This window comes from Vibrio porteresiae DSM 19223 (assembly GCF_024347055.1).
Lineage (GTDB): Bacteria > Pseudomonadota > Gammaproteobacteria > Enterobacterales > Vibrionaceae > Vibrio > Vibrio porteresiae.
On record NZ_AP024895.1, the window covers coordinates 2,316,075 to 2,330,937 of the forward strand.

At 46.7% G+C, this 14,863-nt stretch carries 15 protein-coding genes; 4 read left to right on the plus strand and 11 right to left on the minus strand.

The window, feature by feature from the left end; all coding sequences use genetic code 11:
- Positions 1–57 precede the first annotated feature (57 nt).
- Positions 58–1,353, plus strand: a complete 1,296-nt coding sequence (locus OCV11_RS10565; RefSeq protein ID WP_261896277.1) for an L-cysteine desulfidase family protein — start codon at positions 58–60, stop codon at positions 1,351–1,353.
- A 77-nt stretch (positions 1,354–1,430) separates the two neighbouring features.
- Here OCV11_RS10565 and OCV11_RS10570 read toward each other — a convergent pair whose 3' ends face one another.
- The 4 genes from OCV11_RS10570 to galE form a co-directional block, all read right to left on the minus strand.
- Positions 1,431–1,814 carry a VOC family protein gene (locus tag OCV11_RS10570; protein ID WP_261892818.1) on the minus strand — a complete coding sequence of 128 codons (384 nt, stop codon included), beginning with the start codon at positions 1,812–1,814 and terminating at the stop codon, positions 1,431–1,433.
- Between the two features lie 226 nt (positions 1,815–2,040).
- The gene (galK, locus tag OCV11_RS10575; protein ID WP_261892819.1) at positions 2,041–3,195 is read right to left on the minus strand and encodes a galactokinase; all 1,155 of its coding nucleotides are present in this window, start codon (positions 3,193–3,195) and stop codon (positions 2,041–2,043) included.
- 58 nt (positions 3,196–3,253) lie between these two features.
- The gene (locus OCV11_RS10580) at positions 3,254–4,306 is read right to left on the minus strand and encodes a UDP-glucose--hexose-1-phosphate uridylyltransferase (RefSeq protein ID WP_261892820.1); all 1,053 of its coding nucleotides are present in this window, start codon (positions 4,304–4,306) and stop codon (positions 3,254–3,256) included.
- Between the two features lie 59 nt (positions 4,307–4,365).
- Positions 4,366–5,382, minus strand: coding sequence for a UDP-glucose 4-epimerase GalE (gene galE, locus OCV11_RS10585; RefSeq protein WP_261892821.1), 1,017 nt, complete (start codon positions 5,380–5,382; stop codon positions 4,366–4,368).
- Positions 5,383–5,853: 471 nt separating this feature from the next.
- Between galE and OCV11_RS10590 the strand changes: the two genes are divergently transcribed.
- Genes OCV11_RS10590 through OCV11_RS10600 form a run of 3 tightly spaced genes read left to right on the plus strand, consistent with a single transcriptional unit; the run spans position 5,854 to position 8,668 of the window.
- Positions 5,854–7,542, plus strand: coding sequence for an NAD-dependent malic enzyme (locus OCV11_RS10590; protein WP_261892822.1), 1,689 nt, complete (start codon positions 5,854–5,856; stop codon positions 7,540–7,542).
- A gap of 47 nt (positions 7,543–7,589) precedes the next feature.
- Complete coding sequence (locus OCV11_RS10595; protein WP_261896278.1) at positions 7,590–7,919, plus strand: DUF3392 domain-containing protein; 330 nt, start codon at positions 7,590–7,592, stop codon at positions 7,917–7,919.
- Complete coding sequence (locus tag OCV11_RS10600; RefSeq protein ID WP_261892823.1) at positions 7,892–8,668, plus strand: SanA/YdcF family protein; 777 nt, start codon at positions 7,892–7,894, stop codon at positions 8,666–8,668. The genes OCV11_RS10595 and OCV11_RS10600 overlap by 28 nt, the downstream gene beginning before the upstream one ends.
- A gap of 91 nt (positions 8,669–8,759) precedes the next feature.
- Here OCV11_RS10600 and arsJ read toward each other — a convergent pair whose 3' ends face one another.
- From arsJ to OCV11_RS10635, 7 genes are all read right to left on the minus strand, one after another.
- On the minus strand, positions 8,760–9,980 hold the full coding sequence (gene arsJ / locus OCV11_RS10605; RefSeq protein WP_261892824.1) for an organoarsenical effux MFS transporter ArsJ: 1,221 nt from the start codon (positions 9,978–9,980) through the stop codon (positions 8,760–8,762).
- 5 nt (positions 9,981–9,985) lie between these two features.
- Positions 9,986–10,495 (minus strand): cyclin-dependent kinase inhibitor 3 family protein, encoded by a 510-nt coding sequence (locus OCV11_RS10610; RefSeq protein WP_261892825.1) that lies wholly within the window; start codon positions 10,493–10,495, stop codon positions 9,986–9,988.
- Positions 10,496–10,507: 12 nt separating this feature from the next.
- Positions 10,508–11,509, minus strand: coding sequence for an ArsJ-associated glyceraldehyde-3-phosphate dehydrogenase (locus OCV11_RS10615; RefSeq protein ID WP_261892826.1), 1,002 nt, complete (start codon positions 11,507–11,509; stop codon positions 10,508–10,510).
- Between the two features lie 9 nt (positions 11,510–11,518).
- Positions 11,519–11,863, minus strand: a complete 345-nt coding sequence (locus tag OCV11_RS10620; protein ID WP_261892827.1) for a metalloregulator ArsR/SmtB family transcription factor — start codon at positions 11,861–11,863, stop codon at positions 11,519–11,521.
- A 142-nt stretch (positions 11,864–12,005) separates the two neighbouring features.
- Entirely contained in the window at positions 12,006–12,794 is a 789-nt protein-coding gene (locus tag OCV11_RS10625) for an AraC family transcriptional regulator (RefSeq protein ID WP_261892828.1), read from the minus strand.
- Between the two features lie 19 nt (positions 12,795–12,813).
- Complete coding sequence (locus tag OCV11_RS10630; protein WP_261896279.1) at positions 12,814–13,347, minus strand: YbhB/YbcL family Raf kinase inhibitor-like protein; 534 nt, start codon at positions 13,345–13,347, stop codon at positions 12,814–12,816.
- Between the two features lie 212 nt (positions 13,348–13,559).
- Entirely contained in the window at positions 13,560–14,852 is a 1,293-nt protein-coding gene (locus OCV11_RS10635) for a histidine-type phosphatase (protein ID WP_261892829.1), read from the minus strand.
- Positions 14,853–14,863: the final 11 nt, after the last annotated feature.

The window sequence follows — 14,863 nt, forward strand, 5'->3', positions numbered from 1 at the left end:
CTCATGGCAGCTCGGTATAGTTTTAGCCTAACCAAAGGTGGTGAAAAAGGACAATCGATGAAAACGCAAGCATGGGAAAGTTTACTCTCCGTATTAAAAAAAGAAGTGGTTCCAGCATTAGGTTGCACTGAGCCAGTTTCTGTCGCTTTGGCAGCGGCGAAAGCACGCACATTGTTGCCAAATACCCCACGCTTTATCGATGTGTTTGTCTCTCCTAACCTAATGAAAAATGGTATGGGTGTTGGGGTTCCCGGTACGGGCATGGTCGGTTTGCCGATCGCCGCCGCCGTTGGCGCCTTAGCTGGTGATTGTGAAGCAGGTTTAGAAGTTCTAAAAGAGATCACCCCTGACGATGTTAGCGCGGCTAAAGCAATGTTGGATCAAGGTGTGGTTCGCGTTCAGGTTGCTAGCGTTTCCAACATTCTCTATGCCAAAGTGGTCCTCTCTGACGGTGAAAATAGCGTTGCTGTGACCATTGCAGACAGCCATACCCAAATCGTTGCTATTGAAGAAAATGGTATCACCACCTATCGCCAAGCGCTGGTACAACACAGTGACACTGAAGAAGTGTCCACTAACCCATTCACCTCACTGACGGCACAAGACGTTTACGAATTTGCTCTGCATGTACCGTTAGATGACATTCGCTTTATCGAACAAGCCAAAGTGCTCAACGATGCCTTATCTCAAGAAGGTTTATCGGGTCAATATGGCCTGAGAATCGGTGCCACTTTTGCTCGTAACGTAGAGCGCGGATTACTGTCTGGCGGACTATTAACCGACATTCTTGCTCGCACATCTGCAGCATCCGATGCACGCATGGATGGCGCCATGAAACCGGCAATGAGTAACTCAGGTTCAGGTAACCAAGGTATTGCCGCAACCATGCCGGTCGTGGTCACCGCCGATTTTCTCAAATCGAGTGAAGAAGAGACCTTACGTGCATTAGTTCTGGCAAACTTGATGGCGATTTACATCAAAAGTCATCAACACAAACTCTCTGCACTGTGCGGTGCAACAACTGCTTCGATGGGCGCAGCCGCGGGAATGACGTATCTGCTCGGCGGCAACTTTACTCAAATTGGCCAAACCATCAGCAGTATGATTGGCGATATTGCCGGGATTATTTGCGATGGTGCGAAAACCAGCTGTGCGATGAAAGTCTCTTCTTCTGCCGGTGCGGCAGTAAAAGCCTCACTAATGGCTTTAGATGGCGTGTTTGTGACGGGTAATGAAGGGATTGTGGCGAACGATGTGGATACTTCAATCCGCAATTTATCGGCCTTAGCAAATGGTTCAATGACCCAAACCGACGTGCAAATTCTGGATATTATGGTGCGTAAAAGCGCTTAATCATGATTAAACTGCCGACATCGTGGCGGGAAAAGGATCTTCCCGTCACGATGCTCTTAACAGCGAAATATCGTTATCTAGGCAGACAACACATACGCTGCGCAAAGTTTGTTGCCAAACGGATCGCGCAAATAAGCCAGATATAACTGACGAGTACCTGCAACACGCAATCCTGGTGGGTTTTCACAGGTTGTGCCGCCATTAGCAACACCCGCAGCATGCCAAGCATTCACTTGCTCTTCTGATGTAGCAGCAAAACCGATGGTCATGCCATTACCATAAGTGGCCTTTTCACCATTGATGGGTTTAGTGATCATAAAGCGTCCACCATTACCGCTGTAAGCAATACGTCCTTTGGCATCAATAACGCCTGCTGGGTAACCTAACTCTTGCATAATCGCGTCGTAAAAACGCTTTGACTGCTCTATGTCATCTGAGCCCAACATAATATGGCTAAACATGTTAATCCCTTATTTTAAAAAGATATGGTCTTCTGCTGCGCTTGCTACACAGCGGCTTGCTTTAGCAAATCAGATAAGCACTTTCTATGTGTGATTAGGCTAAAGTCCACCACCACATTACCGCGCCACATCAAATTCGTCACCTAATAAACAGGACGAACCAATAAAAAAGCTGACCCAGTTGGATCAGCTTTCATTGGTATTTTATTGGAATTAGATCAATTAGTTAAGCAACAAGACCTGCACCATCTGTCGCATAACAAACATAGATAGTCTCTTTAAGACCGGTCTTCGCTTGATATTGAGCCGCAATTGCTCCTTTAACATCACTGACCAATGCAGGTGGCACAAGAGCAACCACACAACCACCGAAACCGCCGCCGGTCATACGCACGCCACCTTGAGCACCCACAACCTCTTTGACGATATCCACTAGGGTATCAATCTCTTTAACCGTGATTTCGAAATCATCACGCATTGAAATATGAGATTGTTCCATCAGCTCAGCCATACGCTTCATATCACCAGAAGCTAAGGCTTTTGCTGCCTCTTCAGTACGGTCATTTTCGGTGATCACGTGACGCGCACGTTTAGCAACCATAGGGTCGAGTTCATTTTGTTTCATCACAAACTGCTCGATGCTAACGTCGCGTAGTGCTTTTACGCCGAAGATACGCGCAGCTTCTTCACATTGCGCGCGGCGAGTGTTGTATTCACTATCCACTAAGCCACGTTTTTTGTTGGAGTTAATAATCACAACCGCCATATCTTCAGGCATAGAAACCGCTGTTGTTTCTAGGCTACGACAATCGATCAAGAGCGCGTGGTTAGCTTGTCCTTCCGCAGAAATCAGTTGATCCATGATGCCGCAATTACAACCCACAAATTGGTTTTCCGCTTGCTGACCATTCAACGCAATTTCAGCTTGGGTGATATTTAAGCTATAGAGCTCTTTGAATGTTTGGCCAATCACCACTTCCAAAGCAGCTGAAGAACTTAAACCTGCACCTTGAGGAACGTTACCAGAAACAGCGATATCAGCACCGTCAAATTTGTAGCCGCGCTCAATCAAGAACTTCACTACGCCACGGATGTAGTTTGCCCACAGTTTGTTTTCGATAAACTCAATCGGCGCATCTAATGAAAACTCATCTTGTGCATCTTCGTAATCACATGCCACAACACGCACGATACGGTCATCACGTTTCGCCGCTGCCACCACCGTTTGGTAGTTAATCGCACAAGGTAGAACGAAACCGTCGTTATAGTCGGTGTGTTCACCAATTAGGTTAACGCGGCCAGGTGCTTGAATACGGCAATCAGGTTGGTACGCAAACACACGTTCAAAAGAATTGTTCACATTTTGCATAGGTTCAGACATGGTCATTTACTCTTTTTATCAAGACTCAAAACGGCACTTGAGTCTAAGGTTGTAGGGTTTATTGTTCTTTAAAGTGAATGTCGCTGACATCACGAAGGCGCGCAGCCGCTTGTTCTGCCGTTAAATCACGTTGTGATTCAGCCAACATTTCGTAGCCCACCATAAATTTACGCACAGTCGCGCTGCGCAGTAGCGGTGGATAAAACAGTGCATGCAGCTGCCAATGGTCGATATTGGTGCCTTCATCAAAGAAAGGCGCATAGTGCCATCCCATGGAATAAGGGAATGAGCATTGGAATAGGTTGTCGTAGCGACTGGTCAGTTTTTTCAGCGCAAGAGCCAGATCATCACGTTGCGCTTCGGTGAGTTCACTCATACGGCGCACGTGAGTCTTAGGTAACAGCATGGTTTCAAAAGGCCATGCGGCCCAATAAGGCACCACAGCCAACCAGTGTTCGGTTTCCACTACGGTGCGTGAACCGTCTTTCAGTTCCGCATTCACATAATCCACCAGCAGGTTAGAACCTTGTTGATCGAAGTAGGCTTTGAGGTTTTTCTCTTTACGCTCAATTTCATTTGGCAAGAAGCTGTTCGCCCAAACTTGACCGTGTGGGTGAGGTTGAGAGCATCCCATGGTCTCGCCCTTGTTTTCAAATACTTGAACCCAAACGTACTCTTTACCTAGCTCTTCAATCTGTTCATTCCAAGTATCAATCACTTGGCGAATGGCTGGCACTGGTAGTTCTGGCAAGGTCTTGCTGTGATCCGGAGAAAAACAGATCACTCGGCTTAAGCCACGTGCACTTTGGGTACGAAACAGCGGATTGGTTGACTCAGGAGCCTCAGGGGTATCTTCTTTTAGTGCGGCAAAATCGTTACTAAACACATAAGTGCCTTGGTAATCTGGGTTTACATCACCAGACACGCGCTTGTTGGTTGGACACAAAAAGCAGTGTTCATCGTATTTAGGCAGTACCTTAGTGGCAGGCTTTTCATCTTGGCCACTCCAAGGGCGTTTGGCACGGTGTGGTGAAACCAAAATCCATTGGTCTGTTAGCGGGTTATACCGACGGTGCGGATGATCAACAGGATTAAAAGTAATATCAGACATACAACATTTCTCTCAAAATTCGGTAAACAAAACGGCGTTACTTTTTGTAGCCATTAGGATTATTGGTCGTAGCCATTCGGGTTATTGGATTGCCATAGCCAAGTATCTGCGGTCATCTGCGCAATCGTGCGTGTCGCTTTCCAGCCTAATTCGGCTTCCGCTTTTTCAGTACTTGCCCAGCACTCTGCAATGTCACCCGGACGGCGTGGGCAGAGTTTGTAAGGCACATCATGACCACACGCTTTAGCAAAAGCGTGCACCATATCGAGCACACTCGACCCTTGACCTGTACCAAGGTTGTAAATATGCAATCCCGCTTTTACGCCAACACTATTGAGTGCCGCAATATGCCCATCAGCCAAATCAAGCACATGGATATAGTCACGAACGCCCGTGCCATCAGGGGTTGGGTAATCATTACCAAACACGGCTAACTCGGCGCGACGACCGACCGCCACTTGCGCAATAAAAGGCATCAGGTTATTAGGGATGCCTTTCGGATCTTCCCCCATGGTGCCTGATGGATGCGCACCAACTGGGTTGAAATAACGCAGCAGTGTGATGCTCCAATCTGGCTCAGCATGGAACAAGTCACTTAAACACTGCTCAACCATGTACTTACTGCGCCCATATGGGTTGGTAGTATTGCCGGTTGGAAAAGCTTCGGTAATTGGCACAGAAGCCGGATCGCCATACACCGTTGCAGACGAGCTAAAGACTAAGCTTTTGACGCCCGCTTTACGCATCGCACGGGCCAATACCAATGAACCGTTGACGTTGTTATCGTAGTATTCAAGAGGTTTTACGACCGATTCGCCAACCGCTTTTAGGCCAGCAAAATGAATCACCGCATCGATATTCTGTTCACTAAAAACACGATCGAGGAACGCTTCATCACGTACGTCACCTTGGTAAAACACCGGGGTCACATCGGTTAATGCGTTAATGCGGTTTAACACTTCTTTGTTGGCGTTGCACAGGTTATCGATAATCACTGGAGTGATTCCAGCTTGAATCATTTGCACACAAGTGTGGCTACCGATATATCCCATACCACCGGTGACAAGTACTTTCACATTCCACCTCTCAACTTTGTCAGTTTGAACACTTTGAACCGTCAGCTTGAATGCCTAAGTGCTCTGAAATTGACGTCAGTTTAGCAACCTCTTACGTTTGCTTTCTGTGATACTTGACACATTGTGTAAACGTTACCACTAAAAATCTTTTCAGGAAAAATTTACTAAAACAAATAATGTGATTAACTATATGTTTTATATGATTTAAATTTATTTTTAATTCTGAATTAAACGTTTACATTTGTTCAAGATCACAACTCAGTGGGAAATGCCGTTATTCGCGTGGCACCAATTTTACGTGGAACCGATTGCGCATCGGTTTGCTTATTTAGAGAATAATGATGGAATTCGTTATGAAAAGATTGCATAAATATGATGAATAATGTCTTATTCGTTAAGGCTTTCTATTTACAATAACATGTCTAATCCGTATCATTTTTGGGTCTTCTTTCACCCCTACTAAGGCCGAAAATGAACAACGACAAACGTCCTCTATATTTACCGTACGCTGGGGCTGCTCTGATGAGTACTCCGCTACTAAACAAAGGCAGTGCATTTACTGCTGATGAACGCGCAACATTTAACCTTGAAGGCCTTCTGCCAGAAGCAACAGAAACCATCCAAGAACAAGTCGTTCGTGCCTACCAACAGTTCTGCAACTTCGAAAATGATATGGACCGCCATATCTACCTTCGTAACATGCAAGACACCAACGAAACTCTGTTCTACCGCCTAGTGCAAAATCACATCTCTGAAATGATGCCAATCATTTACACTCCAACAGTGGGTGCAGCATGTGAAAACTTCTCTAACATTTATCGCCGTGGACGTGGCCTATTTGTTTCTTATGCTAACCGTGATCGTATTGATGACCTGCTAAACAACGCAGCCAACCAAAACGTGAAAGTCATCGTAGTGACAGATGGTGAACGTATTCTTGGTCTAGGCGACCAAGGCATCGGTGGTATGGGGATTCCAATTGGTAAACTGTCTCTGTATACCGCATGTGGTGGTATCAGCCCAGCTTACACTCTTCCAGTCGTTCTTGATGTGGGTACTAACAACCCTCAACGCCTTGCTGACCCAATGTACATGGGCTGGCGTCACACTCGTATCGAAGGTGCCGAATACGACGCATTCGTTGAAGAATTCATCGAAGCAGTAAAACGTCGTTGGCCAGATGCCTTGATCCAGTTTGAAGACTTCGCGCAGAAAAACGCGATGCCACTGCTACAACGCTACAAAGACCGCGTATGTTGTTTCAACGACGACATCCAAGGTACTGCAGCGATTGCCGTAGGTTCACTACTCGCAGCATGTAAAGCAGCAGGCACTAAACTGTCTGATCAACGTATCACTTTCTTAGGTGCAGGCTCTGCCGGTTGTGGTATCGCAGAAGCGATCATCGCGCAAATGGTGTCTGAAGGCATCAGCGACGAAAAAGCTCGCTCACAGGTTTACATGGTAGACCGTTGGGGACTACTGGAAGAAGGTATGCACAACCTTCTCGATTTCCAACAACGTCTAATGCAGAAGAAATCCAATACTGCAAATTGGACTGCTGAAGGCAACGGTTTCTCACTACTTGAAGTTGTACGTGAAGCAAAACCAACCGTACTGATTGGTGTTTCAGGTGCACCTGGCCTATTCAGTGAAGAAGTGATTAAGACTATGCATGACCATTGCCCACGTCCAATCATTTTCCCACTGTCTAACCCAACTAGCCGTGTTGAAGCAACACCTGCTGACATTTTACGTTGGACGAATGGTGAAGCACTTGTGGCAACCGGTAGCCCATTTGATCCTGTTCAATTGGATGGCAAAACTTACCCAATCGCACAATGTAACAACAGCTACATCTTCCCTGGTATTGGTCTAGGTGTGTTAGCCGTTGGTGCTCACCGTGTGACTGACGAAATGCTGATGATTTCTAGCCGCGCGTTGGCAGAAACCTCTCCACTAGCGATTAATGGTCACGGCGCACTGCTGCCACCATTAGAGTCAATCCACTCAGTATCGAAGAAAATCGCTTTTGCTGTGGCGAAAGTGGCTATCGAACAAGGTGTTGCACCTGAACGTACTGACGAAGCGATTGTTGAAGCGATTGAACAACACTTCTGGCAACCAGAATATCGTCGCTACAAACGTACTGCGTTTTAAGCCATACTTAAGCCCCTACTCTAGGGGCTTTTTTATTTGTGATTATGATGAATCTATTCCATTTGTTTGCGCCAGCTGGCCAGTTTATCGCACCGTATCTTTCTGATATTTCAGTGGCTTTCATCGCTTGCTTACTTGTAATGCTGGGCGGAGAAATCAATGCGGCTATCCGTCGTCTGATGCGTCAGCAGCATTTTCTTGTTCGCACTTTGGTCTTTATCCTAATCAACGCGTTTGGTTACGGATTAATCATTGTAAAAGCAAGCCCTTACCTCGCTCGGACACTAGGCCATCTTGAAAAAGGCATGATGTTCCTCATCGTGGTAATCAGCTTTATTGTTATTGGCCTATGGGCACAAAGAAATCGTCAAATCTGAGTCGTCAATCGACTCAACTCTCTCGTTTCTCGCGTTTAAAACACGCGCTGCGCCGCTGCGTGCTGCTCGGCTCAGTCACCCTGCTCGCGGGAAGCGCTTGCCTCATTGGTATCGACCGATGGATTTCATGGCAAACGCAAAAAGACATCCTAACCGACATCAATGATGTGTCACATTATCAAGTTGCCGTGGTTCTCGGCACCAGTAAGTACCTAGGAAAAACCCTTAACGACTACTACATGAATCGCATCAACGCAGCGATTCAGCTGTTTCATGAAGGGAAAGTCAGTAACTTTTTACTCAGTGGCGACAACGCTCATCGTTCTTATAACGAGCCTTGGACGATGAAACGAGATTTGCTCAAAGCAGGGATTCCTGAAAGTGCCATTCATCTCGACTACGCTGGTTTTCGCACCTTAGATTCGATTGTGCGAGCCAAACGAATTTTCGATACCAGCAACTTTCTCATTATTACTCAAGGCTTTCACTGTGAGCGGGCACTCTACATCGCCCACTATCATGATATTCAGGCCACCTGCCTTGCGGTAGCCGGGCCAACGCATTTTTCTGGCTACAGTGTGCGTGTTCGTGAAGTGTTTGCTCGCGCTAAAGCCTTTGTTGATCTCTACTTACTCAATACGCAGCCAAAATTTCTCGGCCCTAAACATCCCATTAATCCATTAGATGAGGATGACAATGAACCGTCGCTTGAAGCAAATGATCCCGAGATGACGAACGCCACCCCGTGACCTCACATGCGATGAATGCTGGCAAAGCAATCAATGATAAAAAGTGCGCTAGGTAAACCTGCGCACTTATTTACAATCGATCTCACCAAAACTACTGTGCCAGCTTCTTATCTCGCACAGGCAGACCCAATGAGATAAACGTGGTCAGCACAATAAAGGCGAACGACACCCACAAACACGCTGCCATGCCCAGACTTTGAAATACCCATCCTGAAAGCACTGTGCCAATTAAGCGTCCCATGGCATTAGCCATGTAATAAAAACCCACATCCAACGACACACCATCGCCTTTGGCGTAGCTGACAATCAAAAACGAATGCAGCGAAGAGTTAATCGCAAATACAGCGCCAAACACCATTAAGCCAATCACCATCACCCATTGTGGATGCCACTCTTGGCCGATAGCCAAGGCCAGCCCAGCAGTGATTAAACCGAGCACTCCCGCCCACATTACGGCACTTTTGCCATCGGGCGTAATGTTAGAACGGCTACCAGTCACCTTAGGTGCGAATCCTTGAACAACGCCATACCCAATTATCCAAAGAGCAATAAAACCGCCGACGGCGCTGTGGTCCCAGCCAAACACGCTTGCCAAATAAACCGGTAATGCCACCACAAACCAAACATCACGCGCACCAAACAAAAACAGCCGCGCCGCGGATAAAATGTTAACGGAGCGAGATTTAGAAAACATCTCTCCAAATTTTGGTTTGGTTTTCGCTTTACCCAAATCCCCTTTTAGGTTGACGATACTGCCAATAAACACCAGCAAGAGCACAGCCGCCATTAGTAACACGGAATAACGAAAACCGAGCAGTGACAAAAGTGCCCCGCCAAGGAAAAAACCAACCCCTTTCAACGCATTTTTGGAACCAGTTAAGACTGCAATCCAACGAAAGAGCGCCCCTTGCGCATTTTCCGGCACCAAGGTCTTGATCGCACTTTTCGCACTCATTTTATTGAGATCTTTCGCGATGCCAGAAAGCGCCTGAGCCGCCATCACCCACGCAATAGATAACCAAGAAACAGGAACCGCCAACATCAGTAACGCCACGATCTGCATGCCAAGCCCAATGTTCATGGTGCGATTTAAACCCAATCTCGCCCCTAGCCAGCCGCCAACCAAATTGGTGACCACACCGAAGAACTCATAAAACAAAAATAGCGATGCAATCGAGAGGGTTGAATAGCCCAAATCATAAAAATAGAGCACCACTAACATACGTAATGCGCCGTCTGTTAGAGTGAAATTCCAGTAGTTAAACGTGACCAACATATATTGGCGCACGTTGGCATTTAGCTGCGACAACATGATCTCTATTCGGCTCTTAGTAATTGATGTACATACTCAATTTGATTTGGCTTGGTAAACGCACCGGGGCGTAGCGCTTGCACCTTAGTCACCACTTTCTCTAGCGGCCAACCCTTTTCTCCCAGCAGGTGCGCAGCAAGCAAACCTGTTCTGCCCGAACCGCCCATACAATGCAAAGCCACCTTCTCACCGTTATCTAAACAGCGAAGCAGAAATGGGCTAGCCAAATGCCATAAACGCGCAAATTCCGCATCCGGTACTTCATCATCTTCAATCGGTGTGTTGACCCAGCGTAAACCGTAAGCCGCAACCACATCCGGCAAGTCACTAACACCCGCATGCTGCATCTCTTCATCGCTAAGAGCCGTAACAACCACGGTCACCCCCTGCTCTTTTAGCTGCAGGATGCTATCTGCCAAAGAAACCCCTTTGGTTCCTGGGCACGGAGTCAGCACGAGTCCCGCGCTATTTTCCAGCGGCAATAACCACGTTGGATGCACTCTTTCTTGTTCCATTATTAATGCTCCTTATGCCCGACCAACGTGACGAACCAGTTCTGCAGTTCGAGTCGCGTAACCCATTTCGTTGTCATACCAAGCATAGATTTTCACCATGCGCTTACCCACCAGCATGGTTGATAGTGCATCTACCACTGTTGATCGTTGGTCGCCTTTGTAATCTATCGACACTAAAGGTTTTTCTTCAAAACCCAGAATGCCTTTTAGCTCACCGGCTGCCGCTTCTTTAAGCAGTTGGTTCACTTCCTCGACGGTCGTATCTCGTTTTACATCAAACACAATGTCGGTTAACGAGGCGTTAGCAAGTGGGACACGCACGGCATGGCCATTAATTTTGCCAGCCAGATCAGGGAAGATCTCGATGATCGCCGTCGCCGAGCCCGTAGTGGTTGGGATCAGGCTCATACCACAAGCTCGTGCACGACGCAGATCTTTATGCGGCGCATCCAAAATGGTTTGGGTATTCGTTAGATCATGTATGGTCGTAAATGCCGCTTGTTCAATACCCAATTTTTCATGGATTACTTTTACAATCGGCGCAATACAGTTAGTGGTACAGGAAGCGGCTGTCACGATGCGATGAAGGCGCGGATCAAATATGCTGTCGTTCACACCAACCACAATATTGGCAACCCCAGCGGCTTTTACTGGAGCCGACACCACCACACGTTTCACGCCTTGAGCCAGATATTGATTGAGCAAGTTAACGTCACGATGCTTACCCGTCGCTTCAATTACCACATCACATTGCGACCAATCCACCGCATCAATCGCTTTGTGTTGGCTAGTCGCAATAGATTTGCCATCAATAATAATGGCTCCGTCTTTGGCGGAAACACTGTGATGCCAACGGCCTTGAATCGAATCAAATTCCAATAGATGCGCTAATGTCTCAGCATCCCCTGCAACGTCGTTAATCTGCACGAACTCAAACTCTGGCCAATCAAAACTTGCCCGTAGAGCTAAACGTCCAATACGACCAAAACCATTAATACCGACTTTAATTGCCATCTCTTTTTCCTATGCTTGACAACAATTTGAGTGCTCACGCGCAGTGGCGTAGCGTTCCATATCTTGCTGATATTCTTTCGCCAAACATTGCGAATCCACCAGCCCTTGAATCTGCTTTTTCATCCAACCTGGGAGCGCTTCACTAATGCAATAAAACACCCATTGTCCTTGGCGACGATTGAACACGATGCCACTTGAGCGCAATAAGGCTAAATGACGCGACACTTTAGGTTGGCTTTCGTTTAAAGCTTCCGCCAAATCACCCACACAGATATTTGGGTAACGAGCAATCAGCAGCAAGCATCGCACCCGAGTTTCGTCGGCGAGCAATTTAAAAAAATCGTGGGGCAACATAAGAATATCTCCATATACGAATATCCATATATTAGAGAAGAAAGAAATGAAAACAATTGCCTAATGGCGATGTCATAAAAAATTCAAAAAGAGATAATCACAGCTAGGTTTATAACTCTGGCAAGTCGAAGCATTGTTAATCTTAATGGGCGAGTGTACCGACGGTTTTCATATAATCTTTTGGCGTTAAACCAAAGCGGCTTTTAAAACGTTGGCTAAAGCGCCCTTCGGATTGATAACCACAACTTTGTGCGACGATCGCCACGTTATCATGTCCTTTCTGCATCAATTCCAAAGCGAAATTCAAACGTACATCCACCAGAACATCCCGATATTGCGTCCCTTCTTGCTTAAGTTTACGAATCAATGTGGCGCGACTCATCGCAAACTGTTCGGCTACCTCTTCTAACGTGTGCTCCTCACTAGGAGAACGAGCAAGGTAGTGACTGAGTTTCTGACTAAAGGATGTTTGGTGTTGGGGAAATAAGTGGTGTAATGCGCCCTGCTCTGCTAATTGCTGATAGAACCCCATAAGCCAATGACGTTGTACGTCTGGGCTAATTGGGTGTTGGGCTAGAGCAAAGAGTGCATTCAGAGTCTCGCTCAATGCGCTATCTAATCGATGTGTTGGGTTCTTTTCTCCGGCACTCAGAGCTGCACTAAGCTGTAACATGTCAGGCTCTGGAGTACAAAAAAAACTGAACATCCGTGAAAAAAAACGTCCTTTATGCGGCATGTTTTCAAAGGTAAGGGCCGAAGAAGCTTCACAGAGCAACAGCACCTCTGACGTCAATACCACACTCGACTCTCGCCAATAGAGACGCTTACTGCCAGATGTAATTTGAATCACACTAGGGGAATGAATTTTCACATTACGGAGCACCTGCAACTGTTCAGCGCGAAACGTACTGACTTGATAGGCAAAATCCATCCATTCCCCCTTAAGATAATTAACGAGTGTAAGTCGCAGTTAAAACGGCTTTACCTAATGCTTTATAGTGCAGGTTAAAGCCAACAACTGCAGGAGAGACATTATCATCAAGCCCTAGAGTTTCGGTTGGCAATGCCCAAACGGTGAATTGATAACGGTGCATTCCATCGTGCTCAGGTGGACAAGTACCACCAAACGCTTTCAGCCCATAGTCATTGCGCACTTGTACCCCGCCTAACTTGGCAACATCGGCTCCACGGGGCAATTCACGCACGGAGCCCTTAATATCAAAGACAACCCAATGCCAAAAGCCACTTCCTGTCGGAGCATCAGGATCATAGGCAGTAATCGCAAAGCTCTTTGTTCCTTCAGGCACGTCATTCCAACTAAGTTGTGGAGACAAATTGTCACCATCACAGCCCCATCCAGCAAATTCGAAAGTCTTAGCCATTGGAGCGCCTTCTTGAATATCCGTACTGCTCAATTCAAACGCATTAACCGATGTCGCAGCCAATAGCGAAAACGCTATAGTTGATTTCAAAAATATGCCCATCATTCTATCTCCACTTGATTTGTAGATTTCAAGTGTAAAAGAAATCAAGTCTCACAACCTGCCATTAAGTATCACATAACACCACAAAATAGCAATTTTTGATACTTTACGTCATTGCCATGCCAAAACATACGCTTTCAAACCATCTTGGCGATCTAATAACAAAAGGGACGCAAGCGTCCCTTCATCGTTAATTCGCGAGTGTTTGTACTCTATTTGGTTTGAAACAGTGCCAATTGCAAACCGTCTTTAACCAGCAGTTGGCTCGCACGCTTAACCACGGTATCCAGCGGACATAGCACACCAACATCCGTTGATTCACAGCCAGCCACGTTAAGATCTTGATGCGGCAATGGTTGCTGGTCATTCAATGGTGACAGAGAGCGCCATTGGTCTAAGGTACGAGCTTCAAAGCGAACGCGAACAAACTCTTTATCACTACCCGCTTTATGAAAACGAGCAAAGCTGAGAGTAGCGCCTGGAGGAATGTCATTGGCTGGATAGTCAGGCAATTCCCACTCTAGACCAAGCATGGTTTGAATCTCAGCGATGTTAGTATCATGACCCAGTAGCATCACCAATGGGCGCTCTAAGCGTGCATCACCCGGCCATTGCTTCGCTAAATGTGTTCCAGCAGTCAGCGCAGACAGAATTTGACGCATTAACAAAGAACCACTGTGAGCTGCAAATTCAGGAGTATCCAACGCCAAATGGTACTGAGCAGCATGCATTGCCATCAGGGCTTTGACGGATTTTGCATCCACGCCATGACCAAACGCTACATCGGCAATGGGCATATTATCACTGTATTGCAGGCGAATGGTTTCACCAATCGTTGCACCGAATTCGCCTGGGCCTTTCAATTGCGGTTTACCGCTCTCTTTGAACTTCACGCCCCAAGGTTTATCCAGAAACTCGCAACTTGGCTTATCTTTAGCACACACAGTGTTGCGTAGCAGGTCCACCGACTCTTTATAATGTGCCGCCGCTTGTTCAGGCGTCCCCATGCGTTCCATGATCTGCTTTTTCATCACGTTTTTATCCGGATGCGCTTCACCAAGATCATAAAGCTCAAAAAGTGGACCATTTTCTCCGCTAACGCTCAAAGGCATAACACCACAGCCCGGGAACATCCCATCAGCAATGGCTTTGCCCGTCGCCTTGATACGAGGCGATGGACTACTCCACAGGAAGAATTGATCCTCGCTTGGACAGTGATTGCTGACTTTAAGCCCTTGTTCTTGCCACTGAGCCAGCATGTAAGCGCCTTGCTGCAACATGCCGGCATAACCATGACCGGTGAGGTTACCATCAGCAACATCAAAGCTTGGCCAATTAAGATTGGTCGCTTTGTTTAACTTATCTGTATTGGTCTGCGGACGAACACCGTGGCGAGTTAAACTCACCACTTTATCAAGCGTCCACGAACTGGCTAAAGCAGGTTGAACTGTGGCAAATAGACTGATGAGTAGACCTGCTAACTGCATTTGAGATTTCAATTTCATCGCTCTCACTA